Source organism: Streptomyces auratus (genome assembly GCF_050433025.1).
Classification (GTDB): Bacteria; Actinomycetota; Actinomycetes; order Streptomycetales; family Streptomycetaceae; genus Streptomyces; species Streptomyces sioyaensis.
Genome location: NZ_JBNGCB010000001.1, coordinates 2490579 through 2504277 on the forward strand (window position 1 = coordinate 2490579; position 13699 = coordinate 2504277).

10 protein-coding genes, 1 other RNA gene and 1 pseudogene are annotated in these 13699 nt (G+C 71.0%); 7 read left to right on the forward strand and 5 right to left on the reverse strand.

Features of this window, described 5'->3' with window-relative positions; genetic code table 11:
- Positions 1–393 precede the first annotated feature (393 nt).
- On the forward strand, positions 394–921 hold the full coding sequence (locus BKA18_RS10670; RefSeq protein WP_429638399.1) for a transposase family protein: 528 nt from the start codon (positions 394–396) through the stop codon (positions 919–921).
- Between the two features lie 159 nt (positions 922–1080).
- Here BKA18_RS10670 and BKA18_RS10675 read toward each other — a convergent pair whose 3' ends face one another.
- Positions 1081–1371 carry a hypothetical protein gene (locus BKA18_RS10675; protein WP_366048081.1) on the reverse strand — a complete coding sequence of 97 codons (291 nt, stop codon included), beginning with the start codon at positions 1369–1371 and terminating at the stop codon, positions 1081–1083.
- A gap of 3642 nt (positions 1372–5013) precedes the next feature.
- Positions 5014–5145, reverse strand: coding sequence for a hypothetical protein (locus tag BKA18_RS10680; protein ID WP_366048255.1), 132 nt, complete (start codon positions 5143–5145; stop codon positions 5014–5016).
- Between the two features lie 501 nt (positions 5146–5646).
- On the opposite strand from BKA18_RS10680, the gene BKA18_RS10685 reads away from it, so the two are divergent.
- Both BKA18_RS10685 and BKA18_RS10690 read left to right on the forward strand, forming a co-directional pair.
- Positions 5647–6024 (forward strand): phage terminase small subunit, encoded by a 378-nt coding sequence (locus BKA18_RS10685; RefSeq protein ID WP_366048256.1) that lies wholly within the window; start codon positions 5647–5649, stop codon positions 6022–6024.
- Positions 6025–6031: 7 nt separating this feature from the next.
- A pseudogene (locus BKA18_RS10690) lies at positions 6032–6868 on the forward strand (site-specific integrase); the annotation flags it as partial.
- A gap of 292 nt (positions 6869–7160) precedes the next feature.
- Here the strand turns inward: BKA18_RS10690 and rnpB are convergent.
- Positions 7161–7561: RNase P RNA component class A (gene rnpB, locus BKA18_RS10695), an RNA gene on the reverse strand.
- 133 nt (positions 7562–7694) lie between these two features.
- Between rnpB and BKA18_RS10700 the strand changes: the two genes are divergently transcribed.
- Positions 7695–8492 carry a MerR family transcriptional regulator gene (locus BKA18_RS10700; RefSeq protein WP_366048257.1) on the forward strand — a complete coding sequence of 266 codons (798 nt, stop codon included), beginning with the start codon at positions 7695–7697 and terminating at the stop codon, positions 8490–8492.
- On the forward strand, positions 8489–9154 hold the full coding sequence (locus BKA18_RS10705; RefSeq protein WP_366048258.1) for a hypothetical protein: 666 nt from the start codon (positions 8489–8491) through the stop codon (positions 9152–9154). The genes BKA18_RS10700 and BKA18_RS10705 overlap by 4 nt, the downstream gene beginning before the upstream one ends.
- On the opposite strand, the gene BKA18_RS10710 is transcribed toward BKA18_RS10705, so the two are convergent.
- Entirely contained in the window at positions 9141–10649 is a 1509-nt protein-coding gene (locus tag BKA18_RS10710; RefSeq protein WP_366048259.1) for an RNB domain-containing ribonuclease, read from the reverse strand. The genes BKA18_RS10705 and BKA18_RS10710 overlap by 14 nt on opposite strands.
- A 180-nt stretch (positions 10650–10829) precedes the next feature.
- Between BKA18_RS10710 and yaaA the strand changes: the two genes are divergently transcribed.
- Both yaaA and eda read left to right on the forward strand, forming a co-directional pair.
- Positions 10830–11627 (forward strand): peroxide stress protein YaaA, encoded by a 798-nt coding sequence (gene yaaA, locus BKA18_RS10715; protein WP_366048260.1) that lies wholly within the window; start codon positions 10830–10832, stop codon positions 11625–11627.
- A 188-nt stretch (positions 11628–11815) separates the two neighbouring features.
- Positions 11816–12460 carry a bifunctional 4-hydroxy-2-oxoglutarate aldolase/2-dehydro-3-deoxy-phosphogluconate aldolase gene (gene eda, locus BKA18_RS10720; RefSeq protein ID WP_366048261.1) on the forward strand — a complete coding sequence of 215 codons (645 nt, stop codon included), beginning with the start codon at positions 11816–11818 and terminating at the stop codon, positions 12458–12460.
- A 55-nt stretch (positions 12461–12515) separates the two neighbouring features.
- Here the strand turns inward: eda and BKA18_RS10725 are convergent, their stop codons facing one another.
- Positions 12516–13697 (reverse strand): bifunctional RNase H/acid phosphatase, encoded by a 1182-nt coding sequence (locus BKA18_RS10725; RefSeq protein WP_366048262.1) that lies wholly within the window; start codon positions 13695–13697, stop codon positions 12516–12518.
- Positions 13698–13699 lie beyond the last annotated feature (2 nt).

The following is a 13699-nucleotide window of genomic DNA, read 5'->3' on the forward strand; positions in this document are numbered from 1 at the left end:
AGCGGGCATCGGGCCGAGAAACGCCCGCCGTTCACCGCCCCCAGTCAGGCCACCAGGGGCGCGGCGTGTAAAGCCAAGCACCGCCGCCGTCCCATTCTTTGAACCCTGGAACGAGGAGAGGGTGGCAGTGGTTGGGCTTCGCACGAAGCCCAACCGCCTCACAAGCCTGAGCCGAGACCGCAACGGCAACCTCGCTGATAACCTCCGTGGCTTTGTTCACGAAACCGGGATCAGGCACAAATTCCGTGAGGACGAACATCGGGGTTTGGTCTCGGTGACGTAGCGTCATCTGGGATCGTGGTTCGGTGTGATGATCTCGTCGGTGACCTGTTTCCGCACCTCAGCGAGTTGCTGGTGGAGCGCGTTTTCTTCAAGCGCGGAGCGGTTCACGTGGTGGCGAGGACCCGAGAGGCAGAGGCGGCCTGCCCGGGGTGTGCGGTTGTGTCCAACCGGGTGCACAGCACGTACGGAAGATGCCTTGCCGATACGCCGGTCGGGGATCGGCCGGTATTGATCGAGCTGACGGTGCGACGGTTGTACTGCGAGAACGTTCGTTGTCCGCGGCGTACTTTCACCGAGCGGGTCAAGGGCCTGACCGTTCGCTATGGCCGCCGGACACCTGCCGCCCGGCGGGTTCTGGAGGCTGTCGCCGTCGCACTCGGCGGCCGGGCTGGGAGCCGTCTGGCCTCTGTCCTGCACACACGGGTGAGCCGGACGACGCTCTTGCGGGCGCTTATGGCCCTGCCCGATCCGGACTGGACCGTCCCGAAAGTGTCGGGCGTCGACGACTTCGCCACCCGACGCGGACAGCACTACGGCACCGTGCTCATCGACTGTGAGACCGGCCAGCCTCTCGATCTTCTGCACATCAGGCACGCCTCGACCCCGGCGGCCAGGGCCTCGACGCCTCCTCCCGCGTAATGCGACGCAGCCGCTTGCCACCAACAGCGCACTCTCCGGCATGGACGGCGACAGGTGACGGGGCGGCCCTAATGTCCATCTGGACGGTCCACACCGGCTGAGCCGCAGGCCGTGCTGGGACCTGCTGGGGAGCCCCCCGGCCACCGCCCGGCCCGCCTGTCAGTGATCCGCGCCCGCTACCGCGCAGATGCGGAAGCTCTTGCCGAGCGCGAGTGGGCCTGCACGCCATTTGGCATGGAACACCCCGCATACCTCGATCAAGTCGCCGAACAAGCCGCGCAACTGCCATCCGGCCTGCGCCGGGTAGTCGCACGTGTCGGCTCGGGGGTGCCCCTCGCCGCCATCCTGCGAGGGCTCGAACGCGCCGGCCACCAGCTGCCCGTGCTCGGTGTCCGCGTCAGCGGCGATCCGACGCCCGTCCTCGACCGATACGCCCCTGGCTCGCGCCACGCTTGTCACCAGTACCGCCGCGCACGGGGACGCCATGCCCAACCAGCTCGGCACGCTAACGCTGGATCCCCATTAAGAGGCCAAGGTGCTCCCGGTCGTCGGTGCGAACGCCACATCGCCGAAAGGTCACACCCCGGGGGACGACCAATGGCATGGACAACCAGTAACCGTCCGAAGCGACTACCGAGGAACTGGTACCTCGTACGCAGAGTCGTTCCGCAGCGCGACGGCCATCGGTGCACCGCGCGGCTGCGTGACGGTAGCCGTTGCCCGCGGCCAGCTACAGACGTTGATCACATCCTCGCTGGCGACAACCATGACCTGGGGAATCTTCAGTCCCTGTGTCGCTGGCATCACGAGCGGAAGACAGCGGCCGAGAGCGCCGCAGCACGCCGGGCAGGTCGCGGCCAACAGGTCAGACGACGTCCAGCTGAGGAGCACCCAGGGTTGCACCCGTCGCGGGAAGGCGAAGGCATCACGTCAACTGCACCTGTAAGGCGTCACGTTCCGTAGCCGCGAGCTTTGGAGTCGCGGGACAACGCTCCGCCCCCTCGCCGAAGTTGGAAGAGATTCAGGCCTGGGACTGCTACCGCACCTGTGCGGTTTCGTGACAACATCACGCCGTGACACAGGGAGAGCCGACCTCAACGAGACCGACGTGTGCGCGGGAGGGGTGTGACGAGCAACTCCCCGGCCCGGGTGGTTCCGTGACTAGCTCTGCTTCCGTGGGGATGGCTCGTGGCGGTCGCAGACGCCGCTTCTGCTCTGATGCCTGCCGTAAGGCGGAGCAGCGTGTCCGGGAGCGGCTACTCCTTCTGGCGCCGGAGCACACGCGGGATCGATGGCTGCCCGCGCGAACCAAGGTCGTACGCACTGCGGTCGGTGTTGCTGGGGAGGCCAAAGCGGCGGCGCAGCGGGTTCCGAAGCCCAGCGAACGATCCCGTCTCGGCAGCGTGGAGGCAGTAATTGAACTGAAGATGATGGTTGATCAGCTCATCACCGAGGCGGTAGCCGCCGATCGTGCTGCTGGGGCTACGTGGGATCGCATTGCCAGGTCGCTTGGTACATCCGCTGACACAGCCCGACGGCGGTTCGGGTAGAAACGCGGGCCCTTTGGCCACAGTTCTACGCATGCGACGCGACTTGAAGGTCTGTCATGCCTGGCATCTGTGGGTGGTTGGAGTGCAGCCTCGGCTGGCTGGCGACGTTGTGCAGGAGCGCGGAGTGGGCGCCCGCCGGCATCCGCGGTGAGCTTCGGGCTGTTGCTTACATCGCGGGCCGGGTGGTGTGCCGGCGGGCCGTGTGCCGGGCTGGGCGGTGTGCCGGGGCGGACCGTGTGCCGGACCGGACCGTGAGCCGGGGCGGACCGTGTGCCGGACCGGACCGTGTGCCGGGGCGGACCGTGTGCCGGACCGGACCGTGTGCCGGGGCGGACCGTGAGCCGGGGCGGATCGCGAGCCGGACCCTGAGCCGGACCAGACCGTGAACGGGGTGAGACCCGGCAGGTCTCACGAGACCGTGAACGGGGTGAGACCCGCAGGTCTCACGAGACCGTGAACGGGGTGAGACCCGCAGGTCTCACGAGACCGTGAACGGGGTGAGACCCGCAGGTCTCACGAGACCGTGAACGGGGTGAGACCGTGAACCGGACCGGACCGGTCCGCGCTCGGGCGGTACACCAGAGTGAACTGGTACCGGGTACGGCGTGGTACCGGAACCGGGAACGAGAACCGCGCCAGGAACTGGAACTCGCACCGGGTGGAACCTGGAACTGGCACCGGTGACCGGCACCGGTAACTCCGGTAACTGGTACCGGTAACCGGGGCCGGCAACCGGTACCAGTGGGTGATCGCGTACCTGTACGGAGAAGCGAACCCCGTACAGATACAGCGAACCCGAGCCATACGGGTACGGATGCGCATCACGGATGCGCACCACGGATGCGCACCAGGGATGCGCATCGGAGATGCATCTGTGGCGCGTGTCCGTGACCGTGTCCCGAGCGCGTCCGAGCGCGTGTCCGTGACGTGTCCCGAGCGCGCGCGTGACCGTGTCCGAGCGCGTGTCCGTGACCGTGTCCCGAGCGCGTCCGAGCGCGTGTCCGTGACGTGTCCCGAGCGCGCGCGTGACCGTGTCCGAGCGCGTGTCCGTGACCGTGTCCCGAGCGCGTCCGAGCGCGTGTCCGTGACGTGTCCCGAGCGCGCGCGTGACCGTGTCCGAGCGCGTGTCCGTGACCGTGTCCCGAGCGCGTCCGAGCGCGTGTCCGTGACGTGTCCCGAGCGCGTCCGAGCGCGTGTCCGTGACCGCGTCCCGACCGTGTCCGAGCGCGTGTCCGTGACGTGTCCCGAGCGCGTCCGAGCGCGTGTCCGTGACCGCGTCCCGAGCGCGTCCGAGCGCGTGTCCGTGACCGCGTCCCGAGCGCGCGCGTGACCGTGTCCGTGACCGCGTCCCGAGCGCGCGCGTGACCGTGTCCGAGCGCGTGTCCGTGACCGTGTCCCTGGTGCGCATCCCTGGTGCGCATCCGTGATGCGCATCCGTGATGCGCATCCGTGATGCGCATCCGTACCCGTATGGCTCGGGTTCGCTGTATCTGTACGGGGTTCGCTTCTCCGTACAGGTACGCGATCACCCACTGGTACCGGTTGCCGGCCCCGGTTACCGGTACCAGTTACCGGAGTTACCGGTGCCGGTCACCGGTGCCAGTTCCAGGTTCCACCCGGTGCGAGTTCCAGTTCCTGGCGCGGTTCTCGTTCCCGGTTCCGGTACCACGCCGTACCCGGTACCAGTTCACTCTGGTGTACCGCCCGAGCGCGGACCGGTCCGGTCCGGTTCACGGTCTCACCCCGTTCAAGGTCTCGTGAGACCTGCGGGTCTCACCCCGTTCACGGTCTCGTGAGACCTGCCGGGTCTCACCCCGTTCACGGTCTGGTCCGGCTCAGGGTCCGGCTCGCGGTCCGCCCCGTTCACGGTCTGGTCCGGCTCAGGGTCCGGCTCGCGATCCGCCCCGGCTCACGGTCCGCCCCGGCACACGGTCCGCCCCGGCTCACGGTCCGGTCCGGCACACGGTCCGCCCCGGCACACCGCCCAGCCCGGCACACGGCCCGCCGGCACACCACCCGGCCCGCGATGTAAGCAACAGCCCGAAGCTCACCGCGGATGCCGGCGGGCGCCCACTCCGCGCTCCTGCACAACGTCGCCAGCCAGCCGAGGCTGCACTCCAACCACCCACAGATGCACAGCGTTGCGCCGGGGCCGCCAACTGCCACACGTCCGCAGTAAATTAGTTCGGCGTGCAATGTTGCAGCATCCTCGCATTAGCCATTACCGCTCTAGATGTCACGCGGGTTTAGTTGACTAACGCTTTCAGTAATGAAAAACAAATACTCTGGCCGCAAATAATAACGATCCATGATGCAGATCCAAGACCGGACTTAATTTATTCATCCTGGAGCTGTATCCTTGACTTACTCGGTATCCGTCACGCTAGTTTGGCATCCGAGCAGAGCGGCACTGCGTCGCTCAAGCTAGTCGACATGAAGAAGGCCCCGCGCTCTCCTGTAGGAAGAGTCAGCGCGGGGCCGAGACGTGGACTAGCTGGCAGGTCCGGTCGCTGTAGGGGCGACCGGGCCTGCTGACCTGCGGTTATCCCCAGATACGCAGTGCGTAGTACACCCCTTGCAGGGCACGCGCTACCACCGTGGCGATCTGAGAAAGCCGCTCGAGCTTCGTCCGCGCCGGCTTGGTCTTCATTCGGTTGAAGATCTTGCCGAGCACCTCATCACCCCCCATCTCGGACTGATCAGTCCGGCCGGACCTGATCAACTCTGGGGCGGTGCGTGAGAAGACAATATCAGCGGGCAAGTCCCTTATAGGGGCGACGAGATGGTCCGCGAAAGAAGCGGAAGGCTCACTTTCCATAAAGCGCGGCGATGCTCCGGCTGGGCCTCTGCTGCCCGCGACGTTGCGTGATCGTCTATCCCGCACGAGCGCGGCTCCCGCCAAAGAGAAATACCGCCCCGTGCCCCCAGGGGGCGGGCCACGAGTGCGGAGCCGCAAGCCGCCGTAACAATCAAGGTGATCTTGCAGGCTTAGGGGAGGGAGGCCCCCTCCCCGCCCGCGGAGACCGCAAGCGTATTGCGGCTCGGCAGATGTACGGGTCTGGGGTATTCCAGTCGCCGGGGCCGTGAACACGATCGCGAGGGGCTGCCCATGGCCGACCGAGGCTCTGCCCCGAAGGACCCTGCGCGCGGGCCCGATCCGGCACCATAGACGATCTTGCGGTTCGAGCAGGCCGAGCCGCCCGACCTTCCCGCCTGGCCAGGCGAGGGCGATTGGCCGCAACGCACCCGGAAGTGGTGGCTGATGTGGCGGGCCTCACCGCAGGCCGAGCACTTCAGCAGCACCGACTGGGACTTCCTACTGGATACCGCCCTCATCCACGCCCGTCTCTGGTCTGGCGAATCCTCGGCCGCCACCGAACTGCGTCTGCGTGTAGCGAAGTTCGGCGCGACACCCGAGGACAGGTCGAGGCTTCGGATGCAGTTCGCGCAGGCCGATGAAGCCGATGGCCAGAGTCCTGCCAGCGAGCAGGCCGCACGGGGCCGGTACGCCGCGCTGCGTGTGATCAGCCCTGGCGGCGCCGTAAAGACGTAGGCGAGGCGAGCAGGCCGGCGCCTACCTCGCCTTCGTTGCCGAGGACCGGCTGTATGCGTTGTGGCACCTGATCACCTTCCGCGGGCTGCGCCGAGGCGAGGCGTGCGGGACGCGGTGGGTCGACCTCCACCGCAAGCGGCGTTCGCTCACCGCCGCCACGCAGCTCGTGCAGGACGGTTGGGAAATCGTCGAGAGCGCACCCAAGACGAACAGCGGCGAGCGCGTGATCACACTCGACGGCTACACCGACGAAGTTCTCGAACTGCATCGCGCCAAGCAGGCTGTCGAGCGCGCCGAGTGGGGGCTGGCGTGGACCAACACCGGGCGAATGTTCACTCGCGAAGATGGCACGTGGATTCATCCCGGATGGCTGTCCGACTACTTCGAGCGCCTCGTCGAGGCAAGCGGACTGCCGCCGATCCGACTGCACGATCTGCGACACGTGGCCGCTTCGCTCATGCTCGCCGCCGGCGTTGACGAGAAGATCGTTTCCGAGACTCTCGGTCACAGTGACACCCAGATCACGCGTGACACGTATCAATCGGTCATGCCGAGGATTGCCGCGGGGGCTGGCGAGGCGACCGCCGCCATCGTCCCGTGGGGTGCCGCTCGGCAGGCGCCACTGGAGCCGCCGAAGGATCCCGCCTCGACCGATGGGTACGCAGGAGGGTGCGAAGATCATCGCGTTCCGCCCCCCGCAAGGTCCCGGGATAAGCAAAAGCCCCAGGTCACGGCGAGTGAGTCCGGGGGCTTCCACAGAGCCGCCTTCGGGATTCGAACCCGAGACCTACGCATTACGAGTACAGGCGGAAAACCACCGGTCAAATACTGGGCTGAGCCCTGACATGCCACCACCCTGACGGGGCCTCTCAGCTTCGGCAGGCACGCATCCGCAGCCCAAGGGAGGTGGCAGCCTCTCGGCGAGAGGCGCCTTCCCTCGTGGCGCCATACGTCGAATCGCCTGTTCAGAGGTCTCGTCAGGCAGCCCATCCCGGGGACTTTTCGGGGACTTTCTGGCCTGTCAGGGGGACTTTCCGGGGACTTTCCGCCGCCTAAACAAGTAAGGCTCCGAAAGACCGGAAAGGGCCTCCGACGCAGGTCAGAGGCCCTTTCCGGGTTAAAGTCCCAGGTGGCGGCGGACGAGTCGGCCTGTACGCCGGGTTCTGTCGCCCCCGGTCCTTGCGGGCCGGGGGGAGACGGCCATCCATCTAGGGCTGTCGTTGCCGGCAGCCTCGTGCGGTCTACCCGCGGACTCGGGCGGGCAGCCCTCGGTCGTCCGCGCAGAGGCATCAGCCGATGCCTCCTCTTGACCTTGCTCCGGGTGGGGTTTACCTAGCCCTCCGAGTCACCTCGGAGGCTGGTGGTCTCTTACACCACCGTTTCACCCTTACCCGCGCCTTGCGGCACGGGCGGTTTGTTTTCTGTGGCACTGTCCCGCGGGTCACCCCGGGTGGGTGTTACCCACCACCCTGCCCTGTGGAGCCCGGACGTTCCTCGGGAGGATCGAAGATCCCCACGCGGCCGTCCGGCCGGCTCGTCCGCCGTGGCGACCATGGTACCCGCAGGCAGCGGCGCCACGGCCCGCGCCCGCGGCAAGTCCCCCGCGGCCGACCTTGACCTTGTCGCGGCGGCAACGTTTCTACTGAGCGCATGAGAATCGGGGAAAGCTCATGAGAATCGGGGAACTCGCCTCGCTGGTCGGCGTCAGCACCCGTGCGGTGCGCCACTACCACCACCTCGGGCTGCTGCCCGAGCCCGCCCGCCGGGCCAACGGCTACCGGGAGTACGGGCTGCCGGACGCGGTGGCGCTCGCGCGGCTGCGGCGGCTGGCGGAGCTGGGGCTCGGGCTGGACGAGGTGCGCGACATCCTGGCGGACGACTCCGGGCGGGAGCTGGCCGAGGTGCTGGCCGAGCTGGATGCGGACCTGGCCCGGCAGGAGGAGGAGATCCGGTCCCGGCGGGGCCGGCTGGCCGCGCTGCGGCGGCAGGCGGAGGAGCACGGCGGGCTGCCCGCCGAGGGGCCCGTCTCGGACGAGTTGGCCGCGGTCTTCGGGGAGATGGCCCGTACCTCGGCCGCCCGCCCCGGCCCGGAACCCGCCATGGCGGCGAAGGAGCGGGAGGTGCTGGCGCTGCTCGAATCGACGGGGCAGGAGGCGGGACGCCGGCGGATGGCGGACCTGCTGGGAAAGATGACCGCGGAGCCGGGGGCGATGGAGCGGATGTACGAGGTGTACGGGCTGCTCGATGCGCTGGCGGAGGCCGCGCCGGACGACCCGCGGGTGGGGCGGGCCGCTCAGGCGCTCGCCGACTGCGTTCCGGACGCGGTGGCCGCGGAGCTGGCCGTACCGGGCCGAGAGGGCCCGGCGCCGGAGGGCGGCTTTCTGGCGGCGGTCCACGCGCAGTTCGCGCCCGCGCAGGCCGCGGCCGTACGCGAGGCGGTCCGGCTGGTCACGGAGCGTGCGGGGTGAGCCGGGGCGGTGCGCTGCGGCGGCTGGCGGCCCACGAGGGGCGGTGGCTGGTGAGTCTGGTGTGGTGGGTGGCGCGGCGGCGGATCGGGGTGGCGCCCGGGGAGCGGCCTCTGGGATATGCGGCGGCGCAGGCGGCGTTCGTCTACGGGCTGGCGTTCGTGTGTGTGGTGGAGACGGTGGGGCTGAGTGCGCTGTTCGCCGGCGAACCGGCGGTGCACGGGGTGCTGTTGGTGCTCGATGTGTACACCGTGCTGATGGTGCTGGGCCTGCAGGCCGCGGCGGTCACCCGGCCGCATGTGCTGGGGGCGGGTGACCTGTGGCTGCGCGACGGCGCGCGGCGGGAGCTTCGGATACCGGTCGGGCGGATCGCCTCGGTGCGTGACGACCTGCGGTTCGGCAGGTCGGAGGCCCGGGCGGGCGACGCAGCGACGGAGGGGGCGGCTGCGGGGGTGGCGGAGTTCGCCGTGGGCGGGCAGACCTCGGTCACCGTCGAGCTGGCCGAACCGGTCGTGGTGGTGGGGCTGTTGGGGCGGCGGGCGACCGTGGGCACGGTGCGGTTCCATGCGGATGACCCCCGGGCAGCGGTGCGGGCCCTACGGGAGGCCATGGCGGGGGCGGATGACGGCCCGGGAGCCGGCGGGGCGAGCGTCACGCGGCAGTGAAGCGGACCGGGCGGTGGCCCGGTTCGGCCTCGGCGAGACGGACCGGGATACGGCGGCCGAGTGGCAGTGCGGGGCCTTCCGGGGCGGCTTCGACGGGGCCGATGACGGCGGGATCGACGAGGTGGACCCTCCCGTGGGTGGGGTCCGTCTCCTGGATCTCCACGACCAGGCCCTCGAAGACCTCCCCGATCCGGTCGCGCAGCAGCGCCGCCTCGACGAGGTCGACACAGGCCCGCTCGACCTGGTTGGCGCGCTGGGTGCCCAGCTCCATCTCCCGGGGCAGCGCGGCCAGCGCCCGGCGGACCCAGGAGGGCGCATCGACGCCCGCCGAGGCGGCCAGGCACAGCTCGGAGGTGTAGCGGTCGACGAGCCGCCGCAGCGGCGCGGTGGCGTGCGCGTACGGGGCGGCGACCGCTGCGTGCAGGGCCTCGTGCCCCGGGGGTGCGGTGCCGTCGAAAGCGGTGTAGCCGGCGCCGCGCAGCAGCGCGGTGCACTCCTGGAGGAACGCGGCGTGGGCGGGGCGGCGCGGGTCGAGGGCGCGGATCAGCGCCGCGTACGAGGTGTGGTGCGGCCAGTCGACGCCGAGCGCGCGGGCGGTCAGCCGCAGCCGGGCCACCGAGCCGTCCGGAGCGGTCGGCAGCGTACGGAGGATGCCGGTGCCGGAGGCCAGCATCAGCTCGGCCGCGGCCATGCCGGTGAGCAGCGAGAGCTGCGCGTTCCAGCCGTAGGCCGGGAGCGGAGCGCGGTATTCGAGGCGGTAGCAGCCCTCCTCCTCGACGATCTCCTGCTCGGGGACGTTCAGGGAGATCGCGCCCCGGGCGACCTCCAGCTCCTCGCGCAGCAGCCCGATCTCGCGGAGCAGGGCGAGCGGCTCCTCGGCCGTACCGTCGTCGAGGATCCGCTGGACACCGGCGTAGTCGAGCTTGGCGCGGGAGCGGACCAGCGCGCGGCGGACCCGGACGCCGGTCAGGGCGCCGTCCGCGTCGAGGTCGAGCTGCCACAGGACGGCCGGGCGGTCCCGGTCGGGCAGCAGGCTGGCGGCGCCCTCGCTCAGCGCGTACGGATACAGCGGGACCCGCTCGTCGGGGAAGTAGAGGGTGGTCACCCGGTGGTGCGCCTCGGCGTCCAGGGCCCCGCCGGGGGTCACGAACGAGGCGACATCGGCGATGGCGTAGTGGACGCGGTAGCCGCCGGTCTTCGATCCGGAGGACCCCCGGCCGGGGCGGCGGGAGAGGAACATCGCCTGGTCGAGATCGAGGGAGCCGGGCGGGTCGAGGGTGAAGAGCGGGAGGTCGGTGGCGTCCTCCAGGGTGTGCTCGGTCGCCACCGCGCCGTCGGCGGCCGGGATCCGCGGGGCACGGGCCGCGCTCTCCGCCTCGGCCTGTGCCGTGGGCGGGAAGTGGTCCGGGATCTCCAGCCGTCCGCGCAGCTCATGCAGCGCCACCCGCAGCGGGGCCTCGGCTGCGTCGGTCACGTGCATATGGAGACGGGGCATGAAACCGAGCGTATGGCGGGTGGCCGCTCCCGGCGCGGCGTGCGGCGCGGCACCGGCTCCCCGGCGGGCGGTGACGCACCGGTCCCCCGGCGGGCGCGCGGGTTCCGTACCGGCCCGCCGCAGGCCATACGCTTTCCCGGGGCCGCACCCCCGCCCGTACCGCCGCGAAGGAGAAACACCGTGCTCGTGCTGTTGCCGCCGTCCGAAGGGAAGGCCGCGGGAGGCAAGGGGGCGCCGCTGGACACCGGGGCGCTGTCGCTGCCGGGGCTGACCGCGGCGCGCGAGGAGGTGCTCGGGGAGCTCGTCGAGCTGTGCGCCGCGGACGAGACCAAGGCCCAGGAGGTGCTCGGGCTCAGCGAGGGCCTCAAGGGAGAGATCGCCAAGAACGCGGGGCTGCGGTCGGCGCCGGCCCGACCGGCCGGGGAGATCTACACCGGGGTGCTCTACGACGCGCTCGGCCTGGCGTCCCTGGACGCGGCGGCGCGCAAGCGGGCCGAGCGCTCGCTGCTGGTGTTCTCGGGGCTGTGGGGCGCCGTGGGGGTCGGTGACCGGATTCCGTCCTACCGCTGCTCGATGGGGGTGAAGCTGCCGGGCCTGGGCGCGCTGGGCGCGTACTGGCGGGCGCCGATGGCCGAGGTGCTGCCCGCGGCCGCCGGGGACGGGCTGGTGCTCGATCTGCGGTCGGCGGCGTATGCGACGGCGTGGAAGCCCAAGGGCGAGCTGGCCGGGCGGACCGCGACGGTGCGGGTCCTCCAGTCCAAGATCGTGGCCGGTGTGGAGAAGCGGACGGTGGTCAGCCACTTCAACAAGGCGACCAAGGGGCGGCTGGTGCGGGATCTGCTCTCGTCGGGGCGCGCTCCGGACGGCCCGGCCGAGTTGGTGGAGGCGCTGCGGGAGCTGGGCTATGCGGTGGAGGCCCAGGCTCCGGCGAAGGGCGGGAAAGCCTGGGCTGTGGATGTGATCGTGACGGAGGTGTAGGCGGGGGCGGGGGACGGTACGGCCTGCCGGGGACGGGAGCCGGTACGGCCCGGGGGGGGCACGGGAGCCCGTACGGCCCGGCGGGCACGGGAGCCGGTACGGCCCGGCGGCGGGCGCCCGACGGTTGGCGGTTGCAGCATGCGCAACGCTCGTTGCGGAGAGTGGGCAGGCCTGCGCACCATGGCGGCGTGACCAGCGACGCCGCCTCCCCCGCTCCCTCGTCGGTGCTCGGGCTCGCGCCCGTCCTCCCCGTCGTGGTGGTCCATGACGCCGCGGACGCCGTGCCGCTCGCCCGGGCACTCGTCGCGGGCGGGCTGCCCGCGATCGAGGTGACGCTGCGGACGCCCGCCGCGCTGGACGCGCTCCGCGCCATCGCCGACGAGGTCCCGGACGCGGTGCCGGGCGCGGGCACCGTGCTGTCCCCCGCGCAGGCCGGGGCGGCCCGTGCGGCCGGCGCCCGGTTCCTGGTGAGCCCCGGGTGCACGCCCCGGCTGCTGGGGGCGATGAAGGACTCGGGGGTGCCGTTCCTGCCGGGCGTCTCGACGGCGTCGGAGGTGGTGACCCTGCTGGAGGAGGGCCTCACCGAGATGAAGTTCTTCCCGGCCGAGGCGGCGGGCGGCACCGCCTATCTGACCTCGCTGGCCGCGCCGCTGCCGCAGGCCCGCTTCTGCCCGACCGGCGGGATCGGCCCGGCGTCGGCACCGGCCTATCTGGCCCTGCCGAACGTCGGCTGCGTCGGCGGCTCCTGGATGCTGCCGGCCGGGGCGACGGCCGCCAAGGACTGGAGCCGGGTGCGCCAACTCGCCCGGGACGCGGCGGCGTTGGCGGTCTGACGGCCGCGGCGCAGGGCCCGCCCGATGGCTCAGGCGCTACCCGATGGCTCAGGGCCTACCGCAGATGCGCGGTCTCGTTCAGCAGCCGCACCGAAGCATTGCCGTCGGAGTAGTAGGCGACGGCGGAGAGGGAGGCCGCGGAGAGTTCCATGCGGAACAGCGCCTCCGGTGGGGCGCCCAGGGCCAGCCGGACCAGAGTCTTGACCGGCGTGACATGGGTGACCAGCAGGACGGTGCGGCCCGCGTACCGGGCCAGGAGCTTGTCCCGGGCGACGGCGACCCGGCGGGCGACCGCGGCGAAGGACTCGCCGCCTCCGGTGGGCTCCGCCTTCGCGGAGGCGAGCCATGCGTCGAGATCCTCGGGGTAGCGCTCGCGCACCTCGGCGAAGGTCAGCCCCTCCCACGCCCCGAAGTCCGTTTCCCGCAGGCCCTCCTCGATCCGGACCTCCAGACCGAGCCGGGCCGCGACCGCCTCGGCGGTCTCCCGGCAGCGTCGCAGCGGTGAGCTGACGACGGCCTGGATCGTGCCGCGGGCGGCGAGTGCGACGGCGGTCGCCTCGGCCTGGCGGCGGCCGGCGGCGGAGAGTTCGGGGTCGGTGCCGCCGCTGCCGGAGAAGCGCTTCTCCGGCGTGAGCGCGGTCTCGCCGTGCCGCAGCAGGACGAAGGTGGCGGGCGGGCCGAGGTCGGGGCCCCAGCCGGCCGACGGGGCCTCCGCCGCCTCGTCGGCCGCCTCCGCGGAGGCGTCGGCGGCCCGGGCGGCGGCGCTGCGGACGGGCGCCGCGGCGTCCAGCGCCGCCCGGGAGTCGCGCGGCTCCCACTGCCTGCCCGATTTCCCGGCGTCCATCGCCTCGTTGGCGAGCCGGTCGGCGTGCTTGTTCTGCGCGCGCGGGATCCACTCGTACGACACCCGGTCGGCCGGGAAGACCGAGCGGGCCTCGGCCGCCAGCGGCTTCATGTCCGGGTGCTTGATCTTCCAGCGCCCCGACATCTGCTCGACGACGAGCTTGGAGTCCATCCGCACCCGGATGTCGGCCTCGGGATCCAGGGCGTGCGCCGCCCGCAGACCGGCCACCAGGCCCTTGTACTCGGCGACGTTGTTGGTCGCCGTACCGAGGAACTCGGCGGCCTCGGCGAGGGTTTCGCCGGTCTCCGCATCGAGGACCACCGCGCCGTAGCCGGCCGGCCCCGGGTTGCCCCGGGAGCCGCCGTCCGCTTCGACGATCAGGGTGCGGGCCATGG

Bases quoted from the DNA above. Each gene is read 5' to 3' on its own strand.
- BKA18_RS10710 (WP_366048259.1), bottom strand. From the start codon at position 10,649: ATGCCCCGTCTCCATATGCACGTGACCGACGCAGCCGAGGCCCCGCTG.
- BKA18_RS10700 (WP_366048257.1), top strand. From the start codon at position 7,695: ATGAGAATCGGGGAACTCGCCTCGCTGGTCGGCGTCAGCACCCGTGCG.
- BKA18_RS10725 (WP_366048262.1), bottom strand. From the start codon at position 13,697: ATGGCCCGCACCCTGATCGTCGAAGCGGACGGCGGCTCCCGGGGCAAC.